Annotated in this window: 17 protein-coding genes and 1 pseudogene; 12 read left to right on the forward strand and 6 right to left on the reverse strand. The window is 70.0% G+C overall.

The window, feature by feature from the left end:
• Positions 1-70: 70 nt before the first annotated feature.
• Positions 71-1,051: a chaplin gene (locus OG306_RS31495; protein ID WP_323187791.1), complete on the reverse strand. Its 981-nt coding sequence runs from the start codon at positions 1,049-1,051 to the stop codon at positions 71-73.
• Positions 1,052-1,435: 384 nt separating this feature from the next.
• Here OG306_RS31495 and OG306_RS31500 point away from each other — a divergent pair, with 384 nt between their 5' ends.
• The 6 genes and pseudogenes from OG306_RS31500 to OG306_RS31525 all read left to right on the forward strand — a co-directional run.
• On the forward strand, positions 1,436-1,837 hold the full coding sequence (locus OG306_RS31500; protein WP_266749531.1) for a rodlin: 402 nt from the start codon (positions 1,436-1,438) through the stop codon (positions 1,835-1,837).
• 279 nt (positions 1,838-2,116) lie between these two features.
• Positions 2,117-2,350 carry a chaplin gene (locus tag OG306_RS31505; RefSeq protein WP_323183967.1) on the forward strand — a complete coding sequence of 78 codons (234 nt, stop codon included), beginning with the start codon at positions 2,117-2,119 and terminating at the stop codon, positions 2,348-2,350.
• 247 nt (positions 2,351-2,597) lie between these two features.
• Positions 2,598-2,888 (forward strand): hypothetical protein, encoded by a 291-nt coding sequence (locus tag OG306_RS31510; protein WP_266752544.1) that lies wholly within the window; start codon positions 2,598-2,600, stop codon positions 2,886-2,888.
• A gap of 152 nt (positions 2,889-3,040) precedes the next feature.
• Positions 3,041-3,451, forward strand: coding sequence for a rodlin (locus OG306_RS31515; RefSeq protein ID WP_266749532.1), 411 nt, complete (start codon positions 3,041-3,043; stop codon positions 3,449-3,451).
• Between the two features lie 254 nt (positions 3,452-3,705).
• Positions 3,706-3,897 carry a hypothetical protein gene (locus tag OG306_RS31520; RefSeq protein WP_266749533.1) on the forward strand — a complete coding sequence of 64 codons (192 nt, stop codon included), beginning with the start codon at positions 3,706-3,708 and terminating at the stop codon, positions 3,895-3,897.
• A gap of 116 nt (positions 3,898-4,013) precedes the next feature.
• Positions 4,014-4,180 (forward strand): annotated as a pseudogene (locus OG306_RS31525) (rodlin); the annotation flags it as partial.
• Positions 4,181-4,359: 179 nt separating this feature from the next.
• On the opposite strand, the gene OG306_RS31530 reads toward OG306_RS31525, so the two are convergent.
• Positions 4,360-4,860, reverse strand: coding sequence for a DUF5949 family protein (locus OG306_RS31530; protein WP_266749534.1), 501 nt, complete (start codon positions 4,858-4,860; stop codon positions 4,360-4,362).
• A gap of 375 nt (positions 4,861-5,235) precedes the next feature.
• Between OG306_RS31530 and rsgA the strand changes: the two genes are divergently transcribed.
• Both rsgA and OG306_RS31540 read left to right on the forward strand, forming a co-directional pair.
• Positions 5,236-6,411 carry a ribosome small subunit-dependent GTPase A gene (rsgA, locus tag OG306_RS31535; RefSeq protein ID WP_266749536.1) on the forward strand — a complete coding sequence of 392 codons (1,176 nt, stop codon included), beginning with the start codon at positions 5,236-5,238 and terminating at the stop codon, positions 6,409-6,411.
• A gap of 85 nt (positions 6,412-6,496) precedes the next feature.
• Entirely contained in the window at positions 6,497-7,858 is a 1,362-nt protein-coding gene (locus OG306_RS31540) for a DNA-3-methyladenine glycosylase 2 family protein (RefSeq protein ID WP_323184060.1), read from the forward strand.
• 31 nt (positions 7,859-7,889) lie between these two features.
• Here OG306_RS31540 and OG306_RS31545 read toward each other — a convergent pair whose 3' ends face one another.
• From OG306_RS31545 to OG306_RS31555, 3 genes are all read right to left on the reverse strand, one after another.
• Complete coding sequence (locus OG306_RS31545; protein ID WP_371665920.1) at positions 7,890-10,283, reverse strand: glycosyl hydrolase family 95 catalytic domain-containing protein; 2,394 nt, start codon at positions 10,281-10,283, stop codon at positions 7,890-7,892.
• Positions 10,284-10,443: 160 nt separating this feature from the next.
• Complete coding sequence (locus OG306_RS31550) at positions 10,444-10,926, reverse strand: DUF456 domain-containing protein (RefSeq protein ID WP_266749539.1); 483 nt, start codon at positions 10,924-10,926, stop codon at positions 10,444-10,446.
• A gap of 222 nt (positions 10,927-11,148) precedes the next feature.
• Positions 11,149-12,138 carry a helix-turn-helix transcriptional regulator gene (locus OG306_RS31555; RefSeq protein ID WP_266749540.1) on the reverse strand — a complete coding sequence of 330 codons (990 nt, stop codon included), beginning with the start codon at positions 12,136-12,138 and terminating at the stop codon, positions 11,149-11,151.
• A 209-nt stretch (positions 12,139-12,347) separates the two neighbouring features.
• Here OG306_RS31555 and OG306_RS31560 point away from each other — a divergent pair, with 209 nt between their 5' ends.
• From OG306_RS31560 to OG306_RS31575, 4 genes are all read left to right on the forward strand, one after another.
• A complete protein-coding gene (locus tag OG306_RS31560) occupies positions 12,348-16,115 on the forward strand; it encodes a S8 family serine peptidase (protein WP_266905011.1) in 3,768 nt (1,255 codons plus the stop codon).
• A gap of 128 nt (positions 16,116-16,243) precedes the next feature.
• Positions 16,244-17,629, forward strand: a complete 1,386-nt coding sequence (locus OG306_RS31565; RefSeq protein WP_371665921.1) for a protein phosphatase 2C domain-containing protein — start codon at positions 16,244-16,246, stop codon at positions 17,627-17,629.
• Between the two features lie 65 nt (positions 17,630-17,694).
• Positions 17,695-19,437 carry a pyruvate dehydrogenase gene (locus tag OG306_RS31570; protein ID WP_371665922.1) on the forward strand — a complete coding sequence of 581 codons (1,743 nt, stop codon included), beginning with the start codon at positions 17,695-17,697 and terminating at the stop codon, positions 19,435-19,437.
• Positions 19,438-19,909: 472 nt separating this feature from the next.
• Positions 19,910-20,272, forward strand: a complete 363-nt coding sequence (locus OG306_RS31575) for an ATP-binding protein (RefSeq protein ID WP_323184061.1) — start codon at positions 19,910-19,912, stop codon at positions 20,270-20,272.
• A gap of 76 nt (positions 20,273-20,348) precedes the next feature.
• Here the strand turns inward: OG306_RS31575 and OG306_RS31580 are convergent, their stop codons facing one another.
• Positions 20,349-21,425, reverse strand: a complete 1,077-nt coding sequence (locus tag OG306_RS31580) for a DUF2637 domain-containing protein (protein ID WP_266749547.1) — start codon at positions 21,423-21,425, stop codon at positions 20,349-20,351.
• Between the last annotated feature and the right edge of the window lie 186 nt (positions 21,426-21,611).

Consider the following 21,611-nt stretch of genomic DNA (forward strand, 5'->3'; position numbering starts at 1 on the left):
TGCGTGGGTACGGCCTCGGCCGTACCCACGCACCTCAGTGCTTCTGCCTGCTACCTACCGGCTGTGCCGGTCACTTCCTCGACGCGCGCGTGCGGCGGTACAGCAGGGTTCCGCCGAGCACCATCGCGGCGCTCGCCGCGCCGGCCAGACCCAGGTTGGTGTCGGCACCCGTGTGCGCCAGCTGCGCGGTGGAGACCGGGTCCCCGGAGGCGACCGTGGGCACATTGCCGGTCTGCGACTCATCGGTGTGGGGCGTGACGGGAGGTGTGACCACCGGGGGGGTGACCACCGGGGGCGTGACCACGGGCGGGGTGACCGGGGGCGTGACCACCGGGGGCGTGACCGGGGGCGTGACCACGGGCGGGGTGACCGGGGGCGTGACCACCGGGGGCGTGACCACGGGGGGCTCCACGGGAGGGTTGACCACCGGTGGCTCGGTGCTCGGCCCATTCCCGCACGAGTTGCCGGACGCCGGGTTCAGCAGACCGACGACGTCGACGCTGTTGCCGCACACGTTGACCGGAACGTGCACGGGAGCCTGGATGACGTTGCCGGACAGCACACCGGGAGATTGAGCTGCGGTGCCTCCGGCGCTTGCCTCTTGGCCGCCGTTGTCGCTTCCGCCGCTCACGTTCGCGCACTCGTTGTCGGACGCCGGGTTCAACAGCCCGATCACATTGGCCGTGTTGCCGCACACGTTGACCGGAACGTGCACGGGAGCCTGGATGACGTTGCCGGACAGCACACCGGGAGACTGAGCTGCGGTGCCTCCGGCGCTTGCCTCTTGGCCGCCGTTGCCGCTTCCGCCGCTCACGTTCGCGCACTTGTTACCGGACGCCGGGTTCAACAGGCCGATCACATTGACCGTGTTGCCGCACACGTTGACGGGAACGTGCACCGGTACCTGCACGGCGTTGCCCGAGCCGACGCCCGGCGAACCGACGGCGGCACCATCGGCCGAGGCGTCCGCGAAGGCGTATCCGCCGGCCGCCGTCAGAATGCCGGACGCCGCCGCCATCACCAGCACGCTCTTGCTCAAGGCTTTTCGCATTGATTGCCCTTTCCTAGGACACTTCGCGCGAGCGCGATGCTCGCGGTTCGTTCATCACGCGGTGCAGCTTCTGCCATCACGCGGTGCAGCTTCTGCCGGGAACGTCACCCCGGGTTCTTCATGCATGAGTCGGCAAGCGGCGGTTCTTCCGCAGGGTGAACACCGCACGCTGAACCGCACGCTTGCTGACATCCATAACGAGGGGGGATTGTCGAGGAAACGCAAAAATGGGTGGAAATCTTGTGACTACTCGAACGGATGACGTATGCGCGTTCATGGCGACGTCACGCCCGGGCATTCGGGTGAACGGAGAGAACCAAACGTCCGACCGTGAGTTGGGCAGGGGGCTCCGGTACGGGGCATCCGGTACGAGAAGGGTCAATCGTGATCAAGAGGGTTCTGGCTACGGGTGCTGTGGCCGCGTCCGTCCTCGGTCTGGGCGCCACGCAGGCCATGGCGATGGGTGACGACAGCGGTACGACTTCGGTCAACGGCAACGGTGCCCCGCAGTCCTTCGGTAACGCTGAGACCCATGGTGACGGCAGCCCGCAGTTCGGCCTGGTCCAGGGCAGCTTGAACAAGCCCTGCGTCGGCCTGCCCGCCAAGGCCAATGGCGGCTCGCTCGTCGGTCTTGTCCCGGTCACGGCCCAGGACGTCAACGTGCTGGCCTCGTCGCAGAGCCAGCAGTGCACCGAGAACTCCGCCCAGGCCAAGGGCGACGAGCCGCTGTCGCACACCCTGAGCGGCATCCCGGTGCTCGCCGGCAACGGTACCGGCAACAGCTGATCCAGCCGCAGTGACAGGCCCGGGCCGCCGGCCTTCCTCCTCCGCGCGGCCCGGGCCCGCTTATCGGCGCCCGATTGGCCCGGCGATCCCGCCCATGACGTCGCGCAATCGGCACTGCTCCATTCGGGCCGTTTTTTCGAGAATCTCCTTCTTGGAGAGTTTCGACTGTGGCCCTAAATCGTTACGAATTGCAGCGGCGGAGTTACGAGTGATCAGGACCGCGCTCGTGCGGCACGAAAGACGTGACCGCTCCGGACTCCGTCAAAGAAAGGGACAAACGTGAAGTACGCCAAGGTTGCCGCCATCGCCGCCGGAACCCTGATGGCGGTCGGTGCCGCCGCCCCCGCTTTCGCCGACTCCGGCGCCGATGGCAGCGCCACCAACTCCCCGGGCATCGCGTCCGGCAATGTCGTCCAGGTCCCGGTCCACGTCCCGCTCAACCTCTGCGGCAACAGCGTCAACGTGATCGGTCTGCTCAACCCCGCCTTCGGCAGCACCTGCGCCAACTCCTGACCTCTGGTCAGCCGAGCTGAACGCTCATGATGGGGAAGGCCCCGGATCGCATTCGATGCGATCCGGGGCCTTCCCCCTTTTCCGGTATTCGATCGAAGGGCGCCGAGAAAAGCGATCCCGCCCAGTTGCCCGGGCGCAACCACATCGTTACCCAAGGTGAAAAGCGGCAGAAGTCACGGCTAAAGAAGGCTGGTGCGGCGCGGATACGCGGCCGAAATGGATGCCGCTGCAGAAGGGAACCCCAAAAGTGAAGTACGCGAAGACCGCTGCGTTCGTTGCCGGTTCCGTGGCTGCTCTGGGAACGGCTGCTCCTGCCTTCGCCGTTACCACCACCACGGCCCCCGACTTCAGCCTCAACGGCGGCGTCAACCAGATGGTGGGAAGCGCACCGCAGGCTGTCGACCCGATCGCCGACACGGTCGGCGAAGCCGCCGATTCGATGCAGAAGAACGGCACCGTCACCAAGCTGGCCGGCCGGGCGACCGGTGCGGCCCAGGGCGCGTCCCCGCTGATGGGCGGCCTGCCGCTCGGCGGCTGACCCGTCAGGCCACGGCTCTTGCCCGCCCGTGCGACGAACCTCCGGGCCGCAGAGGCACCGTTCGAGTGAATCGGCACAACCATCCCCATCGCCGTGAGTTGCTCAGTGGACTCCGGACAGGTGAGCAACAGAAAACCCAGAAGGACTATTCAGTGATCAAGAAGATTATGGTCTCGGCAGCAGCCGCCGCCTCGATCGTCGGTGTCTGCGCTGCGATCGCCCCGCAGGCCATGGCCCTCGGTAACGACGGTGGCACGACGTCGGTCAACGGCGACGGAGCCGTCCAGTCGTACGGCAACTCCGCCACCCACGGTGACTGGAGCCCGCAGTTCGCGCTCATCCAGGGCTCGCTCAACAAGCCTTGCATCGCCCTTCCGGCCAAGGCCAATGTCGGTTCGGTCCCCGGCGCCGTCCCGGTCTCGGTCCAGGACGTCAACGTCCTGGCCTCGCCGCAGAGCCAGCAGTGCACCGAGAACTCCACCCAGGCCAAGGGCGACGAGGCACTGTCGAACGTCCTGAGCGGCATCCCGGTCCTGTCCGGCAACGGCACCGGCAACAACTAGAACCGTAAGGCTCCGGTCGCTCGCCGGTGATTCCTCGGACCTGTCGAGGACGTCACCGTGTGCGGCTTCGAGCCCGCCTGCCCGCAGTGCGTGAAACACCGTGGGGCCGGCACATCCGCGCGGCAGCTGATCGTCGGCAGCCCGGATGTGCCGGCCCCACGCCGTGTGCGCCGGCCCCTCGAAGGGGCGGGCGGACTGGGCCGGTTGCCGTAGTGACGGCGGACGTAACCCGTTGCACCGGGTAGGGGCCACCCATGGACCAGTACGACAGCCAACACCCCTGTGGTCGGCAGCGGCACGCACACGACGCCACACCCATCTACGACCGGCTGCTCGCCGAATGGCAGGCGACCCGCGGCGGACCGGAGCCGGCCCCTCCTGAGCGGCCCTGTGCGGGGAGCCGCGTGCCCTCCGCCCGTACGTCCGACGACGCCTTTGACGGGTGAGGGGGCGCCTCCAACTGGTGCCGGATCGAACCCATTTGAGTGGTAGGCGCTAAACCGGCGCTTCCGTAGCGGGTTGATCAGTACGTTCCACAACGGGACGCTCCGAAAGGTGAAGCGTGATAAAGAAGATGATGACGGTCGGCGCAGCAGTGGCCGTGTCCTTGGTCGGTCTGTCCGCCGACGTGGTGCCCCGTCGGCCATGGCGATCGGCAACGACGGGGGCACCACGTCGGTCAACGGAAACGATGCCGTGGACTTGTTCGGCAAGAGCGTGACCCGGGGCACCGGCATCGGCAACAGCTGACACCCACGTGAATGCGGGCGATCGCGAGGCCCCCGCGGTCGCCCGCATTCCGGGGCACGGCACCACCGAGAAGCATCCGGAGCGCGGCCCCAGGGCTCCACGCATGACGATGCCCACCGTTCCACGGGAGCGGTGGGCATCCGGCGTACCGGGGCGGCTCAGCCCAGGCTGCGTGCCGGAAGGACACAGTGCGCGGAGGTCATGATGACCTCCACGTCGGCTGCGAACGACCGCAGCAGTTCCTCGCTGACCGGCCGGCCCGGCGTTCCTTCGGGCCAGGGACGGGTGGCGAACATCGTGTGCACCTCGCCCCGCTGCTCGGCCGCGGCCAGCCACTCGGGCGGTGCGGGGTACTGCGCCGTGAAGTGAGGCAGCGTCAGTACGGCCTGACCGGCCTGGACGAGCAGCTTCACCGGGAGGCCCGGTGTCTCGGCGGCGTACACCGGGCCGGCGCCGACCGGAAGTCCGCTGCGGTCCAGGGCCACGCGCATCGCGGCCTCACCGACGGCCGGGCCGTCCGTCCCGTCGCCGAGCGAGTAGACGAGGAGGAAGGCGACGTCGGAACCGCCGTCGGGGTGTTCACCGCTCCACCCGATCAGTGTGATCGTGCCCAAATGGGCGTGGGTGAACGCGCCGGTGACGGTCTGGCGTGAGGTCATGCTCGGCACCCTAACGGCCTGAGACCGGTCGTTGTGCATGAATATCACCTGATCGAGGGAGATTTGCGGATATCTTCGATGAATGCGGTCGAAGCGCACTCCGGGAGGCGGGGCCGGCGGACGGTGTGGATAAATGTGTTGACGCCGCCCGATGGCCGCGGACTATCGTGTGCAGCGTTCCGGACGGCGGGGAAGAACCGCCGGTGTCGGGCCCGTGCTTGAACCAGGAGGTGAGGACATTGATGACTGTCGTTGCGATGGGCGTTGCCCACAACCAGAAGAGCATCATTCCCACCCCCGTGGTCGCCGGCTGACTTCTCCTCAACTCACCGCGCTTGTACGCGCTTGCCGGGGCCACCCTGTGAAGGGTTTCCCTTGTCTTTCCCGTCTTCCTCGTCTCTTTCTTCTTCTCTTCAGGGCGCGTCCGTGTCGCATCCGCTGTCCCCGTACGGCTGGGACGACGACTGGGCCGCCGCATTCGCTCCGTACGCCGAGCAGGGCCTGCTGCCCGGACGCGTGGTGCGGGTGGACCGCGGGCAGTGCGACGTGGTCACCCCGTACGGCACGCTGCGGGCCGACACCGCCTTCGTCGTCCCGCGCGATCCGATGCGGATCGTCTGCACGGGCGACTGGGTCGCCGTCGACCCCGACGGAGACCCGCAATTCGTACGGACGCTGCTCCCGCGGCGTACGGCCTTCGTCCGCTCGACGTCGTCGCAGCGCTCCGAAGGGCAGGTGCTCGCCACCAACGTCGACCACATCGCCATCTGTGTCTCCCTCGCCGTGGAGCTGGACCTGGGGCGGGTGGAGCGCTTCCTCGCGCTCGCCATGTCCAGCTCCGGCGGCGACGCGCTGCTGCGCGACGGGGCGTCCGCCGCGGATGGCGCCGCCCAGCCGATCGTGGTGCTGACCAAGGCCGATCTGGTGCCGGACACCGCCACGCTGGCGTACCTCGTCCAGGACGTCGAGGCCATCGCGCCCGGTGTGCAGGTGCTGACCGTCAGCTCCGCCACGGGGGAGGGGCTCGATGTGTTCGCCGCCATCGTCTCGGGCGGCACGAGTGTGCTGCTCGGGGCGTCCGGCGCGGGCAAGTCGACCCTCGCCAACACCCTGCTCGGCCGCGATGTGATGGAGGTGCAGGCCGCCCGGGACGTCGACGGCAAGGGCCGGCACACCACCACGACCCGCAATCTCCTGGTTCTGCCCTCCGGGGGCGTACTGATCGACACCCCCGGGCTGCGCGGGGTCGGCCTCTGGGACGCGGAGACCGGTGTCGGCCAGCTCTTCTCCGAGATCGAGGAGCTGGCCGAGCGGTGCCGGTTCCAGGACTGCGCCCACCTGTCGGAGCCCGGCTGCGCGGTGCTCGCCGCGGTCGAGGACGGTTCGCTGCCCGAGCGGCGCCTCGACAGCTTCCGCAAGCTGCTCCGCGAGAACCAGCGCATCGTCGCCAAGACCGATGCCCGGGTGCGGTCCGAAATGCTGCGTGAATGGAAGCGCAAGGGGGCCGAGGGCCGGGCGGCCATGGACGCGAAGCGGGGCCGGCTGCGGTAGCCGCAGCCGGCGGGGCCCCTGGACTCGGTAGACGTCCGAAAACCGCGAGTGCGGTACCGGGAGGTGCCGCACACTGGACGGTGTGATGGACGAACAGACCAGGTACGAGGCGGTGAGCAGCCGCGATGCCCGATTCGACGGGGAGTTCTTCTTCGCCGTCGAAACGACCGGCATCTACTGCCGGCCGAGCTGCCCCGCCGTCACGCCCAAGCGGAAGAACGTCCGGTTCTTCCCGACCGCGGCCGCCGCGCAGGGCAACGGCTTCCGGGCATGCAGGCGCTGCCGCCCGGACGCCGTGCCCGGCTCCGCCGACTGGAACGTGCGGGCCGATGTCGTCGGCCGTGCCATGCGGATGATCGGCGACGGTGTCGTCGACCGGGAGGGCGTGCCCGGTCTTGCCCACCGGCTCGGCTACAGCTCACGCCAGGTGCAGCGGCAACTCAACGCCGAGCTGGGTGCCGGGCCCGTCGCGCTCGCCCGCGCCCAGCGGGCCCACACCGCACGTGTGCTGCTCCAGACGACCACGCTGCCCGTGACGGAGATCGCCTTCGCGTCCGGATTCGCCAGCGTGCGCCAGTTCAACGACACGATCCGGCAGATCTACGCCCGTACGCCCAGCGCCCTGCGGGCCGAGGCCGGTACGGGGCTGGGAGCGGCGGTACGGGAGGCGCGGACCACCGGGGTCCCGCTGCGGCTCGCCCACCGGGGGCCGTACGCGGCCCGCGAGGCCTTCGATCTGCTGGCCGGCGAGACGGTCGCCCGGATCGAGGAGGTCAGTGGCGAGCCGGGCAGGCGCACCTACCGGCGCACCCTGCGGCTGCCGTACGGGACGGGCATCGTGGCCGTCGACGAGCGGTCCGCCGGGCCCTGGCTGGATGCCCGGATCCACCTGACGGACCTGCGGGATCTGACGACGGCCGTGCAGCGGCTGCGGCGCCTCTTCGACCTGGACGCCGATCCGTACGCCGTCGACGAGCGGCTCGGCGCCGACCCGCGCCTGGCACCGGGCGTCGCCGCCCGCCCGGGGCTGCGCTCGCCGGGCGCCGCCGACCCGGAGGAGTTCGCCGTACGGACGCTGGTGGGCAGGCCGAACGCGGAGCGGCTCGTGGAGGCGTACGGGAAGGTTGTCGACGTCCCCTGCGGAGGGCTCACGCATGTGTTCCCCGAGCCCGGGGTGCTGGCCGGTGCGGTGGACGACCCGGCGCTCCGGGCGCTGGCGGCCGCGCTCGCCGACGGGGACGTACGGCTCGATGCCGGGGCCGACCGCGACGAGGCCGAGCGGGCACTGCTGCGGCTGCCGGGGATCGCACCGGCAGCGGCGGCACTCATCAGGATGCGGGCGCTCGGCGACCCCGACGTGGACCCGGAGGGCAGGCCCGCGTCGGAGCGGTGGCGGCCGTGGCGTTCGTACGCCGCGCGCCACCTGAGCCTCTTGGGCCTGCCCTAGGTGTATTGCCCCGTGAAGTCGGTGACGGATTTCAGGCGGGCAGGCCCCAGCGTGGTGCGGGCTCGTTCGCCGTCACCGGGCGGATGGTGAGATCCGGGCGGTCGCCCTTGGCCGTGATCAGCGCCGAGTCGCCCGTGCGCAGGTGGATACGGACCGTACCGTCGGCCAACTCCTCGTGCTCCAGCGGGCGTCCGTGCCGGTCGCGGATCGCGACTGCACCCTCGATGCCATGGCGTACGACGCACGGCGCGCCCGCCTCGCTGGTCACCCGTACCCAGCGGGTCCGGCCCTCTTCGCGTACCGCGCTCAGCAGGAACGCGCCCTGGGTGCGGAAGTCATGGACGGTCAACTCCCGCCAGGCGGCGGGCAGAGCCGGGAAGACCCTGATCGTGCCGCCCCACGACTGGCACACCATGTCGTGCAGCGACTGGGCCGCCGAGAGCGGGGTCTCGATGACCGGGCCCGACTCCTTGTACATGGTGTTCGCCTGGATGAACCGGCTCATCAGCTGCCCGAGGTACTTCAGCGCGTCCTCGCCCTTGCCGAGCAGCGCGGACATCGACGCGGCGCCGGTGAAGGTGTAGCCCTGCAAGGCGCCTTCGAAGCCCACCCAGTGGGCGAGGGACCTCTCGATCAGGGCGCGTTCGTCGGGCGTCGCGCCCGTCAGCTCGTACAGCGGGTACACCGCGAGCATGTGCGAGTAGTGGCGGTGCGACATCGCGAACGGCACCCCGGCGCCGATCATGAAGCCGTTCGCGTCGACCGGGTACGGCGCGAGCCTGGCCAGGACCTCCTGCCAGCGGGCGGTCAGCGGGTCGTGGACGCCGAGCTGCTCCGCCGAGTCCAGCAGGGTGCGGCAGCCCCAGCGCAGCAGCATCAGGTCGTAGTTGCAGTCGGGGGCGTTGACGCCGTACTCGGGGGAGAACGTCGCCGGGAGATGCAGCTTGCCGTCCGCGCCGGGCGTCAGGAAATGCAGGTAGTAGTTGACGGCCTTGCGCAGCAACGGGAAGAGCGTGTCGCGCAGGATCGACTCGTCCATGGTGTGGCGGTAGGAGAGCCATACGTTGTGCAGTGCCCAGGTCAGATTGCCGACCTCGGGGGTGGGCGGGTCCTGGCCGGGGATGCCGACGCCGAAGCCGCCGTCGGGGACCGACGCCCCGTTGACCAGCTGGGGGTCGGTGGTGCGGGGCATGCCGGCCGAATCCGCCCGGTAGGGGGCGGCGACCTCGCGGGAGAGCTGGTCGCGGAATTCGCTCAGGGCGCGGGTGACGGCGTCCAGCTCCAGGTGGTTGGAGCCGTGGATCAGCCAGTACTCCAGCTGGACGTTGAGGTTCCACCAGGTGTTCGGCCAGGGCGTGGGCTCCAGCCAGGGGCCGGAGGTGGCCATCACGGGCGCGTCCTTGCGGGCCGCCGACGCCGTTTTGTACAGCTGGATCCAGTAGAAGCGCTGCAGCCGGGCGTCGGGCAGGGACAGGAAGCTCTTCCGGTAGAACCGGTCCCACCAGGTGCGATGGGGCGCCGCCAGCGGACCGTACGGGAGCGCGGAGGCGGTCTTCACGGTGCGCAGCGCACGGTCGCGGGCCGTCGTCGTGGGGTGGGAGTGCGCGACCGTGACATACAGGGTGCGGGTGGTGCCCCTGGTGCGCTCGCGCCAGGCGGTGACGTGGTGGCCGCCCGCGAGCAGCGGCTGGACGGCGGCGGTGGTCCCGGCGTGCTGTTCGGTGACCGCGGGAGGGTTGCCGGTGTAACCGTCCGGCAGGGGCTTGAAAGCGGCCCTCGGGCTGATCGCGTCGGCGGGGTGGAAGACCCACCGGAAGTCCCGCTCGCCCGCGCTCGGGGTGACCTCCACGGCCAGCAGGTCGCTGGAGGAGTGGACGAAGGCCCGGAGCTTCAGGGTGCCCGCGGTGGTGGTGATCGTGCCTTCGAGTTCGGCGGTGCGCAGCCGCATCCACCACTCGATGCCCGTGATGGTACCGGCCGGTTCCAGGGTGAAATGGCCGATCGGGAGGCGGGCGAGGCCGAAGAGGGAGCCGAACTCGGGGCGGTGGTCCTGGACCTCGGAGTGCTGGACGTTGAAGCGGACGGCCGTGGTGGTGGCGCCGGGCTCGGCGTAGATACCGGAGCCGAGGCGGCCGTTGCCCAGGTACGGGCCCTCGTACCAGGTCTTCGGGAGCTTCTGCCAGAGCAGGTCGGCGTCGTCCAGGACCGTGCGCCAGGCGTCGTCGGGGGAGTGGACGGTGACGGGGGCCGGGGCGGTCGTCGCCGGGGCGCCGGGGGTGGCCGCCCGGGCGGGGACGGTCGCCGCGCCGCCCACCACGAGCGCGCCGCCGATCGCACTGCCGGTGGCGAGGACGCTTCTACGGGAGGGGGCCGGGGCTTCGCTGCGGCGGCGGGACGGGCGGTAGGGGTCCAGTGCTGGGGGCAAGGCTGTCTCCTGGCGACTCGTATGCAGGCACAACAATTCATCCGAGCTATTCCTTCAGGGAAGGTAGGCACGGGGCATCCTTGCGTCAATGGCGAGGGAGACATCCGATGTACTTCTGCCTATCTGGACTGCATCCACTTGGCTGTTCAGGGAGGCGCGGTCAGCTCCGGATCACCGTGGCCAGCCAGGCCCCCGTCACCAGCAGACACGCGAAGAGTTCGACGAGCACCGCGTAGCCCGTCGCCCGCATCACCGAGCGGACCGATGCCCACCCCGCCCCGCTGCTGCCGAGCCGCAACCGCTCCGCCCCGTAGATCGCCCCCACATATCCGACGATCCCGCCCACCACCGGCACCACGAAGAACCCCACGATCCCGCCGATCCCGCCCAGCATCAGCGTCTTGCGCGGCGCCCCCGACTCATGGGGGCGGCGCGGCGGCAGCAACAGCTTCAGCGCCTGGTTCACCAGCAGAAGTGCCGTGGCCCCGATGAGTACGCCCCAGGCGGCCGGAGTCATGTCGGTCAGCGCCCACCACAGCACGGCGGCCCAGACGATCGCCTGCCCCGGAACCCCCGGCACCAGCACACCGACCAGGCCGAGGAACATGACCAGGCCGACGGCGACGAGTTGCCACACACCCATCTGACCAGCGTGCCGGAGTCCGGCCGGTCCCGCCCGTCAGCGCGGCCCCGGGCAAAGGCCGTCGACGCAGCCCGGGGCCGTAACGGCACGGCGCGAACACCGTGCCGGGGCACCGGCGATGCCTGGCGACGCGACGCGACGCGACGCGACGTGCCCGTGACGTGACGTGACGTCACGGGGGCAGGCCGGGACGGGACGAAGTCTGCCGGGAGGGGCGCCGGCTCAGGTCCGCGCCTCCCGGGCCACCCAGCCCCGTTCGTACGCGTGCCAGCCCAATTGCAGCCGGGTCGACACCCCGGTCAGCTCCATCAGCTTCTTCACCCGCCGCTGCACGGTCCGCAGCCCCAGCTCCAGCTGCTTCGCCACGCTCGCGTCCGTCAGCCCGGCCAGCAGCAGCGACAGGATCTCCAGATCCGTCGGATCTGGCCCGGTGGACACCTCCTCCAGCCGGCCGCTCTCGGCGAGCCTGAGCGGCATGGCCTCGCGCCACACCGCCTCGAAGAGCCCCATCAGCGACTCCAGCAGCCCGGAGGCGTGCACCACCAGCGCCGCCGGCTCGGCGCCCCGTCGGGTCAGCGGCACCATCGCCAGGGCGCCGTCGGCGACGACCAGCTTGGTCGGCACCCGGTCGACGACCCGGCACTGCTCGTCACGGCTCAGCGCGGCCGACAGTTCCAGAATCCCGGACGGCAGCGACAGCACCTCGCGTTCGATGACGACCCGGAACGACACCCCGCGCGTGGCGGCCTGCTCCTCGGCCTCGTTCTCCATACCGCTCACCGCGATCGGCTTGCCGGTGACCAGGGCGCACACCTCGCTCGTCGCCCCCAGCTGCAACTGGTGGAAGCGGTGTGCCATCGCGCTCGCGCCGGTCACCACCTCGACCAGATCGTGCACGGCCGGCTCGGTGGCCTCCGCCCGGTACTCCTCGGCGAGCAGCGCCGCCGTCAACTCCGCCTGCTCCAGCTCATGGCGCTGCTGGGTCAGCAGCGCTCCCAGCGCCACCGCGGGCGGCGCGGCCACCCACCGGTCCATGCGGGACGATGCCTGCGCGGCGAGCCCGTGCTGTTCCAGCCGGCGCAACGCCCGCTCCGTGTCCGCCTCGGGAAGAGCCAGCCGGTGCGCGAGATCGGAGACCTCCGCGGCTCCCACCGTCACGAGCGCGCGGTACGCCGACTCCTGTATCTCGTCGAGACCTATGGCTCCCAGCATCCCTGGACCCCTCCCGGACGCATTGATTCCGCACGATGGCGCTGTCTTCGGGCGTCGGCCGTGGCGGAAAGCGGCCACGGCGTAAACCCGCCCTGTCCATCATCCCTTTATCGCTGGTCGCTCTGCCAATGTGGCGCCACCGCAGTACCGACAACCTCCGGAATCACGCGGTCTGTTCAGAGATATTCCGGTTTCACTTGGGGAGAGCGATGCGTCCGATATCGCGTACGGCGCTGGGAGCGGCCACCGCCGCCGTCCTGGCCGTCACCGCGATCGCACCGTCAGCGGCAGCGCCGCAGGACGATACGAGCGCGAAGAGACCACTGACCGGCAGTGCAGCCGCCGCCGTCAAGGCGGCCCAACCGGTCACCGTCACTCTGGTCACCGGGGACAAGGTTCTGGTGAGCACGGACAGTTCGGGGGCCGCATCGGTCACCGCACTGCCGCGCGAGGACGGCACCGTCCCCCTGGTACAGACCAGGCAGTCCGGCAAGGACCTCTACGTCTACCCCGATACCGCCGCCGCCGCGCTGGCCGCGGGCACGGTCGACGAAGAACTCTTCAACGTCACCGGGCTCATCCGCCAGGGCTACGACGACGCGAGCACCCAGTCGCTGCCGCTGATCGCCGTCTACGGCAAGGGCACGGCGCGCACCGCGCTTGCCACCCCGCGCGGCGCCAAGCGCGGACTCGAACTCGACGCGATCGACGGCGTCGCGCTCAAGGCGGACAAGGAGAAGGCCGCCGACTTCTGGTCGGACGTCACCAACACCCGTTCCCGCTCTGCCTCCGGCCTGAAGAAGCTCTGGCTCGACCGCAAGGTTCAGGCCACTCTCGACAAGTCGACCAAGCAGATCGGCGCCGACCTCGCCTGGGCCGCCGGATACGACGGCAAGGGCACCAAGGTCGCCGTCCTCGACACCGGCGCCGACGCCGGACACCCCGACCTCAAGGGCCGGATCACCGCCTCGAAGAACTTCACCGACTCCAGCACCACCGACGACCGGCAGGGTCACGGCACCCACACCATCTCCACCGTCGGCGGCTCCGGCGCGGCCAGCGACGGCAAGAAGAAGGGCGTCGCCCCCGGCGCCGACCTGCTCGCGGGCAAGGTCCTCAACGACAGCGGCTCCGGCGCCGAGTCCTGGATCATCGCCGGAATGCAGTGGGCCGTCGACCAGAAGGCCGATGTCGTCTCCATGAGCCTCGGCAGCCCGGAGCCGACCGACTGCACCGACCCGATGAGCGTCGCCGCCGAGGAACTCGCACAGAACAAGGGCACCCTGTTCGTCATCGCGGCAGGGAACCTCGGCCCGACGCTGAACACCGTCTCCTCGCCGGGCTGCGCGCCCAGCGTGCTGACCGTCGGCGCCGTCGACCGTGACGACTCCACGGCCCAGTTCTCCAGCCGCGGACCCGTGACCGGCTCGCACACCCTCAAGCCCGAGATCTCCGCGCCCGGCGTCAACATCTCGGCCGCCGCAGCCGGCGGGCGGGGGCTCTACGCCTACCGCACCATGTCCGGTACTTCGATGGCCGCCCCGCATGTCGCGGGCGCCGCAGCCATCGTGAAACAGCGTCACCCGGACTGGACCGCCCAGCAGATCAAGGCGGCCCTCGTGTCGTCCGCGAAGAGCGACATCCCCGGCGACGTACGCGAGACCGGCGGTGGCCGCCTCGACGTGAAGGCCGCCATCGACACCACCGTCGTCGGCGCCCCCGCCGTCCAGGCCGGCACCTTCAACTGGCCGCAGGACAAGAGCGACCGCACCACCGTCGAGGTCCCGTACACCAACTCCGGCACCGAGCCGGTGAAGCTGTCGCTGAAGGTCCAGGGCGTCACCGGCAACGACGGCTCCGCCGTCCGCTCCTCGGCCGCGAAGCTCGATGCGAGCACCGTCACCGTCCCGGCCGGAGCCACCGTCAAGGTTCCGCTGGCGATCGACCCGACCGCGAAGCTGACGGCCGCCCAGTACGGCGACGTCACCGGACGGGTACTGGCCACCGGAGCCGGCGGCGTCAAGGTGTCCACCCCGTTCTCGCTGTACGTCGGAGCGGAGACGGTCACCCTGCGCGTCAAGCTCATCGACCGCTCGGGCAAGCCGGCGGCCGGCGCGTCCTCGCTGGACCTCATCGGCACCGACACCGCCAGCGGTGAGCGCCGCTTCAACGACGGCGCCACCGACCAGGTCTACCAGGTGCGCCCCGGTGCGTACTTCGTCTCCAGTTTCATCACGACGCCCGATGCGAAGGACGCCACCGGCAAGCTGGTCGAGTCCGTGGGCTACCTCGCGCGGCCGCAGCTGAACGTCACCAAGGACACCACCCTGGTCCTGGACGCCCGCAAGGCCCACCGGATTCAGGTGACGACGGAGGACCGAGCGTCCGAGAACCGCTCCACCACGCTCTCCTTCGGCCGCAGCTGGGACGGCACATGGCTGCACTCGGGCGCCATCAGCGGCACCGGCATCGTCAAGAACTACCTGGCCGATGTGCAGGGCAAGGCAAGTGACGGCGACTTCGAGTTCGCCAGCTTCTGGCGAGCGTACGCGCCGCAGATCGAGAAGCTGTCGGTCGTCGGCGGCGCCGCTCTGCACCCGACGGTGGCGAGCACCGGCTCCGTCAACCTCGACGGTACCGGAGAGGCCGCCCTTGTCGACGCGGGCACCGGCACCCCCGACGAGCTGAAGGCCGCCGATGTCCCGGGCAAGATCGCCCTGGTCGAGGCCGCCGATGACGGGGCGATGGCCACTCAGGCGCGGAACGCCAAGTCCGCGGGCGCGAAGGCGGTCATCGCGTACCGGCCGTCCGCGGGCCCCTGGCAGCCGTCCGTCGGCTACGGTTCGGCGCCGCTGCCCTCTCTCGGCATCGAGTCGAGCGAGGCCGACGCCCTGAAGGCCGCTCTGGCCGACGGCCCCGTGAAGCTGAGCTGGAAGGCCACCGCCGCCAGCCCGTTCGTCTACAACCTCGCGTTCCCCGAGACCGGCCCCGTCACCTCGGACCGCACCTACAAGGTCCGTGACAGCAAGCTCGGTAAGGCCACCGCCAACTACGAGGCGATGGGTATCGCGGCCGACTATGTCGACACGATGATCATCAACAGGCCGTACGGCGGGAGATACTCGGGCGGCACCTTCGACACCGTCGCCGTCCCCGGCAAGCGCACCGAGTACTACTCGGCGGGCGACACCGCCTGGGTGCGGTACCTCTCCTCCAGTTTCCCCTGGGGCGAGTACATGGTCGACCAGCCCCGTACCTACACGGCGGGCTCGAAGCGTACGGAGAACTGGTACCGGGGCATCTTGGCCCCGGCCGCTCCGCGTGACGCCGCAGGCAAGGTCCAGCTCGCCGCGGAGCGGCAGGAAAACGTGATCGGCGTCGCCCCGGGCTTCTGGGGCGACACCGAGCACGCCGGTCTCCAGGGCTCGTTCGGAGACATCGGCAACATGCGGCTGACCAGCGGTGGCGAAGTGCTCGGCGATTCCGGCTGGCCGTCCGGGGTGTTCACCGTCCCGGCCGGGGACGCCGCGTACGAACTCACCATGACCACCGCCAAGTTCGGCCAGCCCGCAGCGGTGTGGAAGCGGTCCACGTCGACCACGACCACCTGGAAGTTCCGCTCGAAGGAGGACGAGAACGTCTACTCGCAGGGGATCCCGCTGCTCTTCCCGGGCTACGACCTGGAGACCGACGGGCTCAAGACCCTTCCGGCGAAGGACGGTCTGACGATCGGCCTGAGCGTCACCGGCCACGCGGGCTACACGCCCGGCAAGCTGGTCGCTGCCGAGGTCTCCTACTCGTACGACGGCGGCGAGACCTGGACCAGGGCCACCACCGCACAGCAGGGTGACCGGTGGACCGCGACCGTGAACCACGCGGGCGCGGCCGGCAAACCGGTCACCCTGAAGACCGAACTGACGGACGCCAACGGCAACTCCGTCATCCAGACCGTGAACGACGCGTACGCCGTGCGCTGATCACGTCCTGACCGGTCCGCCGGGCGTCCTTCCCGTGGGGGGTGGGGACGCCCGGCGGACCTCTTTTGTCCGGCCACTATTTCCGGATGACCCGTTTTCGTACGGCCCGGGCGGTCGACAATAAGGGCATGAGTCAGCAGGGGGACAGGCCCGCCGCCCACGAGAACGACTGGTGGCGCAGGCTGTACGACGAAACCGCCAGGGACACCGGGGCGACCAACGCGGCCGACAGCCTCGACGACCGCTTCGACTCGGCGTCGGACGCGGTTGGCCGAGGCGGGGGCGGGCGTGGGGGGATTGTGAAGGAGGGAGACGGGGACGGGGGCGAGGACGTGGGTGGGGCCGGGGCTTCGGTCGCGGGTCCGGCTCCGGTGTCTGTGCCACCGGCCGTCCCTGACCCGCGATCGTTACCGGATCTGCCGTCCGTACCGCCCGTGCCGTCCGTATCGTCCGTGCCGTCCGTGCCGTCCGTGCCGTCCGTGCCGTCCGTGCCGTCCGTGCCGCCCGTGCCGTTCGTACCGCCTCTGCCCAAGCGGCCGGTCGCCGACAGGAGCGTTGCCCCGCAGGGCCCCACCGCCGACGTCACCGCAGAGGCTCCCGAGCCCGCATCCGCTCCCGCCCGGCGCCCCGTGATCGGCCATGTGGGTGACCGGCCGCCCACCTACGACGCCGAGCCCACCGCGCTGCCCGCCACCGTCCCCCAGGAGCTCGACGATCTCGTCGCCGACACCGTGCTCGACGGCGCCCGGTACGGCACGTACACCCTGCGCGCCGCCTCCGTGCGCGGGGACTCCGCGCGGTTCCGCGGCGAGCCCCGCCGCGACGCGCTGCTCACCGTACGCTTCGGCACCGACCGGAACGCGCTCGTCCTGGTCGCCGTCGCCACCGGGGCCCGCGCCACCGAGCGCGGGCACCTGGCGGCGGCCGACGCCTGCCGCTGGATCGGCGGTGCCGTGGGCCGCAGCTTCGCCAGGCTCTCCGAAGACATAGGGGCCGGCCGCCGCGGCGACCTCAAATCCGGATTGCACCGCCTCACCGACCGTACCTACGGCAAGCTGCGCGCCCGCGCCGCCGAACTGGGCCTCGAACCGGAGCAGTACACCGCGGGGCTGCGCTGCCTCCTGCTGTCGGCGGATCCCGACTGCCGGACCCGGATCTTCTTCGGCGCCGGCGCCGGCGGGCTCCTCCGGCTGCGCGACGGTGTCTGGCAGGACCTCGAACCGGAGGTTCCGGAACCTGCCGGTGACGGCGGCGAAGCCGCGGCCGAGTCCGGACCACCGCCCGCCGAGCCCTTCCGGTTCCGGGCCTCGGTGGCCCGGCCGGGGGACACACTGCTGCTGTGCAGCACCGGCCTCGCCGAACCACTGCGCGGCGAACCCGCCCTGGCCCGGGAGCTGGCCGCACGCTGGGCCGACGACCACGCGCCCGGGCTCGCGGCCTTTCTCGCGGACTCCCAACTCAGGGTGAAGGGGTACGCCGACGACCGTACAAGTGTCGGAGTCTGGGAGGCGTAACCGCGCGCTTCATGGGTTGATGGATGCGGAGTCCGGAAGCCGAAGCGCGGAAAGGTTACGCACCCATGGCCAAGCAGAACGTGTCGGAGCAGTTCGTCGACATCCTCGTCCGGGCGGGGGTCAAGCGCATGTACGGGGTCGTCGGCGACAGCCTCAACCCGGTCGTCGACGCCATCCGCCGCAACTCGGCCATCGACTGGATCCAGGTCAGGCACGAGGAGACCGCCGCGTTCGCCGCCGGAGCCGAGGCCCAGATCACCGGCTCCCTGGCGGCCTGCGCCGGATCCTGCGGTCCCGGAAACCTGCACCTCATCAACGGCCTCTACGACGCGCACCGCTCCCTGGCGCCCGTTCTCGCACTCGCCTCGCACATCCCGTCGAGCGAGATCGGTCTCGGCTACTTCCAGGAGACCCATCCGGAGCTGCTCTTCCAGGAGTGCAGCCATTACAACGAGATGATCTCCAACCCGCAGCAGATGCCGCGGCTGCTCCAGACGGCCATTCAGCACGCGATCGGCCGAGGCGGGGTCAGCGTCGTCGCGATGCCGGGCGACATCGCCTCGCAGCCCGCTCCGGAGAAGTCGATCGAGCACGCCCTGGTCACCTCGCGGCCGACGGTACGGCCCGGTGACGCGGAGATCGAGAAGCTCTGCCGCATGGTCGACGAGGCGAAACGTGTGACATTGTTCTGCGGCAGCGGCACGGCGGGCGCCCACGCCGAGGTGATGGAGTTCGCCGAGCGGGTGAAGTCCCCGGTCGGGCACGCGCTGCGCGGCAAGGAATGGATCCAGTACGACAACCCGTACGACGTCGGCATGAGCGGGCTGCTCGGCTACGGCGCCGCCTACGAGGCGACCCACGAGTGCGATCTCCTCATCCTGCTCGGCACCGACTTCCCGTACAACGCCTTCCTCCCCGACGATGTGAAGATCGTCCAGGTCGATGTGCGGCCCGAGCACCTGGGCCGCCGTTCCAAGCTGGATCTGGCGGTCTGGGGCGATGTCCGTGAGACGCTTCGCTGTCTGACTCCGCGGGTGAAGGTCAAGACCGACCGCAAGTTCCTCGACCGGATGCTGAAGAAGCACGCCGACGCGCTGGAGGGCGTGGTCAAGGCGTACACCCGCAAGGTCGAGAAACACATCCCGATCCACCCGGAGTACGTCGCCTCGGTGCTGGACGAAATCGCCGATGACGATGCCGTGTTCACCGTCGATACCGGCATGTGCAATGTCTGGGCCGCCCGCTACCTCTCGCCCAACGGCAAGCGCCGCGTCATCGGTTCGTTCAGCCACGGATCGATGGCGAACGCGCTGCCGCAGGCCATCGGCGCCCAGTTCACCGACCGGAACCGACAGGTGGTGTCGATGTCCGGCGACGGCGGATTCACCATGCTCATGGGCGACTTCCTCACCCTGGTGCAGTACGACCTGCCGGTGAAGGTCGTGGTGTTCAACAACTCCTCGCTCGGCATGGTCGAGTTGGAGATGCTGGTCGCCGGGCTCCCGTCGTTCGGTACGGACAACAAGAACCCGGACTTCGCGGCGATCGCCCGGGCCGCCGGGGCGTACGGCGTCCGGGTCGAGAAGCCCAAGCAGCTGGAGAGCGCGCTCAAGGACGCCTTCAAGCACAAGGGCCCGGCGCTCGTCGATGTCGTCACCGACCCCAACGCGCTCTCCATCCCGCCGAAGATCAGCGCGGAGATGGTGACCGGATTCGCGCTCTCCGCCAGCAAGATGGTGCTGGACGGGGGAGTGGGCCGGATGGTCCAGATGGCCCGCTCCAATCTGCGGAACGTGCCCCGCCCCTGACCGGAAGCCGGCGCGGAAGCCCGGCGCGGAAGCCGGCGCGGGGTTCGGCCGGACGTCCCGACGCCGGGGTCCGGCCGCACCTCACGCCGGGGTCAGCCGCACCGTCAGAATCCGGAACGGCCGCAACGACAGGACGAGAGCGTGCCTGATCGTGGAAGACCTGACCAGGCGCTGCCTGGCCAGGCAGCGTGAGCTAGAAATCCCCGCTCGGCCCCGAAGGAGGGAATCCCCTCCTTCCGGGAGGGGAGCAGCCAATTATTGATGAGTCGACAAGCGTGGCGGCCGGTCTGTGGGGCATGCATCCCCGTGGAGATGTTCCGCGAAGGCGTTCGGCGATACGGCGAACAGGGGGCGATTCACGGTGCAGGCGGGGGAAATGATGGAGCGTTGGAAAGAGGCCGATTCCATGGCGCACGGGCCGGCTCACGAGCCCGGGGCGCAGGGGTGGCAGCCGGTCCGGCTGCATCGCCGACTGACCCGTACCGATCTGGCGGCCGTAAGCGAAGTGCGGTGTGCGTTACGGGAGTTCCTGCGCTACCGGTGGCGGGACGAGTCGGCCGGGGTGGCGGAGCTCCTGCTCAGCGAGCTGGTGACCAACGCGCTGATCCACACGAGGCACGGCGCGGTCGTCACGGTGAGCGTGGCGCCCGCCGGACTGCGGGTGGAGGTACGGGACTTCGTATCCGGGCTGCCCCCGTCGTACGTATCGGACGCCGACGACGGTACGCACGGCCGGGGACTGTTCCTGGTGCAGAGCCTCGCGGACGCCTGGGGGGTCGGCGCGCACGCGCTGGGCAAGGTCGTCTGGTTCGAACTGCACGGCGAGAGGCCCTGAGAGCCCGGAGAAGACCGGGCCGTCAGGGCCTCTTGCAACGGATCAGCGCATCCATGTGGACAGGTGGATCAGTGGATCAGCCGAACTGCTGCTCCAGATCCTTCAGCTTCCGCTCCAGCGAGTCGAGCCGGGGCAGTGCCTGGGTGTCGTCCTCGGCGGTGAGGTCGACGGTGACCGGATCGAGCGCGTTCCGCTCCGGGGTGCCGGTGTGCGGACCTGTCACGGCTTGCAGGGACGGCCGGGGCCGCAAGGGCAGCTGTCCCTGCTCGGATCCGGCGGACTCTACGACGGACTGCGCGGAGGCCGTCGTCGGGGCGATCGCCTGGATGTCCACCTGGGTGCCATTCCGGCCGACCCGGCGCCAGGCGCGGTTCTGCCGGTTCAGCGCCTTGATGTGGGCTCGGTCCAGCTTCTCCTGGTCCTTCCTGCGGAGACGGTTCTGCTCCTTCTCCCGCCGGTCCTCACGTACGTCCTCGACCGCTTCGTCCAGGGTGCGTACGCCCTCCAGCAGCATCAGCGACCAGGCGCCGAAGGTCTCCCGGGGGGCGCGCAGCCACCGTACGATCCGGATCTGCGGCAGCGGACGGGGTACCAGGCCCTGCTCGCGCAGCGCGGCCCGGCGGGTCTGCTTCAGTGCCCGGTCGAAGAGCACCGCCGCGGAGAGCGACATCCCCGCGAAGAACTGCGGGGCGCCCGCGTGGTCCATGCCGCGCGGCGCGTGCACCCAGTTGAACCAGGCCGCGGCGCCGGCGAACATCCATACGAGCAGCCGTGAGCCCAGCGCCGCGTCACCGTGGCTGGCCTCGCGCACCGCGAGTACGGAACAGAACATCGCGGCCCCGTCGAGGCCGAACGGAACGAGATATTCCCAGCCCCCGGTGAGGCCGAGATTCTGCTCGCCGAAGCCGACGAGTCCGTGGAAGGAGAGCGCGGCGGCGACCGCCGCACAGCAGAAGAGCAGGATGTACGAGGCGGTGGCGTACAGCGCCTCCTTGCGTCTACGACGCTCCTCGCTGCGTTCCCAGCTGTCTTCGGCAGCGGATTTGTCAGCGGCGCGCTTGCCGCGTGCGACCACCGCGACCGCCGCCAGGACCCCCACGAGCAACACGGCGCCCGGAAGCAGCCAATTCAGCGATATGTCGGTCAGACTCATGCGCGGTCCCTTGCGTCGCGTAGGGCATTTCGGGCGCCATGATTGCCGAAACCCCGTCACTCTCTGGGGGTTTCGGGGCAAGAGAACGCCATTGGGTTGGCAGGGCATACGGATAGCCGGGATCTGATCGAATACCCGTACGCGGCCGATGATGTGCGTTCGAATAGTACTACCCGTGCAGGTGGT

Origin of the sequence: Streptomyces sp. NBC_01241 (assembly GCF_041435435.1) — a bacterium.
Lineage (GTDB): Bacteria > Actinomycetota > Actinomycetes > Streptomycetales > Streptomycetaceae > Streptomyces.

Bases quoted from the DNA above. Each gene is read 5' to 3' on its own strand.
- OG306_RS31495 (WP_323187791.1), bottom strand. From the start codon at position 1,051: ATGCGAAAAGCCTTGAGCAAGAGCGTGCTGGTGATGGCGGCGGCGTCC.
- OG306_RS31520 (WP_266749533.1), top strand. From the start codon at position 3,706: ATGGACCAGTACGACAGCCAACACCCCTGTGGTCGGCAGCGGCACGCA.
- OG306_RS31530 (WP_266749534.1), bottom strand. From the start codon at position 4,860: ATGACCTCACGCCAGACCGTCACCGGCGCGTTCACCCACGCCCATTTG.
- OG306_RS31540 (WP_323184060.1), top strand. From the start codon at position 6,497: ATGGACGAACAGACCAGGTACGAGGCGGTGAGCAGCCGCGATGCCCGA.
- OG306_RS31550 (WP_266749539.1), bottom strand. From the start codon at position 10,926: ATGGGTGTGTGGCAACTCGTCGCCGTCGGCCTGGTCATGTTCCTCGGC.
- OG306_RS31555 (WP_266749540.1), bottom strand. From the start codon at position 12,138: ATGCTGGGAGCCATAGGTCTCGACGAGATACAGGAGTCGGCGTACCGC.
- OG306_RS31560 (WP_266905011.1), top strand. From the start codon at position 12,348: ATGCGTCCGATATCGCGTACGGCGCTGGGAGCGGCCACCGCCGCCGTC.
- OG306_RS31565 (WP_371665921.1), top strand. From the start codon at position 16,244: ATGAGTCAGCAGGGGGACAGGCCCGCCGCCCACGAGAACGACTGGTGG.
- OG306_RS31570 (WP_371665922.1), top strand. From the start codon at position 17,695: ATGGCCAAGCAGAACGTGTCGGAGCAGTTCGTCGACATCCTCGTCCGG.
- OG306_RS31580 (WP_266749547.1), bottom strand. From the start codon at position 21,425: ATGAGTCTGACCGACATATCGCTGAATTGGCTGCTTCCGGGCGCCGTG.